The sequence below is a fragment of the Kitasatospora sp. NPDC017646 genome (assembly GCF_044329365.1).
Taxonomy (GTDB): domain Bacteria; phylum Actinomycetota; class Actinomycetes; order Streptomycetales; family Streptomycetaceae; genus Kitasatospora.
Genome location: NZ_JBIRJC010000153.1, coordinates 1 through 1086, shown reverse-complemented (window position 1 = coordinate 1086; position 1086 = coordinate 1). Strand labels below are relative to the sequence as shown.

The window sequence follows — 1086 nt, the reverse complement described above, 5'->3', positions numbered from 1 at the left end:
GTTTACGGGTGGTACTTCTCGGCGATGGTCTGGGCGAGGCCCAACGAGGAGTCCAAGGTGACGCGGACGGTGACGGCGCCGGTCTTCGCGGCCGTCTCCAACTGGTCGGTGGTGCAGCTCGTGGTGCCGTAGCCCTGGCTGTCCATGGTCACGGTGCTGCCGTCGCGGGAGCAGATCGCGGCCGCGCCGAGGACCTTGGTGGCGTTGTTGAACATGAACGCCTGATCGGCGCCGCCATTGTCGGGCTTGACCACCAGCTTGCCGGGCGCGAGGTAGCTCAACTTGCCCACGAGCGTCCGCTGGTGGCCCGCGTCGGACCCGCCGCTCCCACCGGAGGTCGAGGAGGAACCCTGACCGCTCCCCACGGACGCGGTGGCGGCGGGCTTGCCGCCGGAATGCGCGGAACTCGTGGCAACCGGCACGCTGGTGGCGGAGGGGGCGTCCGAAGAGGTCGCGTCTTCGGGTCCGCACGCCGTCAGCGCCAACCCCGCGACGACGAGCACCACAGCCGACATTCCCCAACGAGCATTCCTGACACGCATGTTGTCCCTCTTTCACTCTCGACGCTGTCCCACCGCAACGGTGGCGATGCGGGCGCCCCGCCCCTTCCCGAGGCGGCCTCCCCGCTGACACGGCGATCCTCACACGGGCCGTCCACACACGTCAGCGCCTGTTACAGGCCCGTGGCACAACCCCGCACACGTCATAACAATCGACACACGAGCATCGCCGCTGAGCCGACCCACACCGGCCCGGCAGCCCCACGGCAGTCTCACGCATCGCCACGGCACGTAGGCTTCCACCTTCGCCGGCACGGCTGACCGTCGTCCGCGCCGGCGGCCGGTCCGGCGGCTTGCCTGTGGCCAAGGCGGTGTGCAGCTCACGATGGCCCGTCGACGCCGACCGCATCGCAGGCCGACCACCGGCAACGGGCCGTCAGAGCGTCTTCGCACTGCAGTCGTTCAGCACGACATGCGGATGGTCGTCGCCGGCGCGCTGAATGGCGTCACCGGTGACGCATGGTCGACCACCACACCACTCGCGCACCGAGCCCCGCGGGACGCACGGACGAGCGGGTGGTGGCCG

General features: G+C 70.1%; 1 protein-coding gene. It reads right to left on the bottom strand.

Features of this window, described 5'->3' with window-relative positions; all coding sequences use genetic code 11:
- Window positions 1-2: 2 nt before the first annotated feature.
- Window positions 3-290 carry a hypothetical protein gene (locus tag ACH4J0_RS43325; RefSeq protein ID WP_396246675.1) on the bottom strand — a complete coding sequence of 96 codons (288 nt, stop codon included), beginning with the start codon at window positions 288-290 and terminating at the stop codon, window positions 3-5.
- Window positions 291-1086 lie beyond the last annotated feature (796 nt).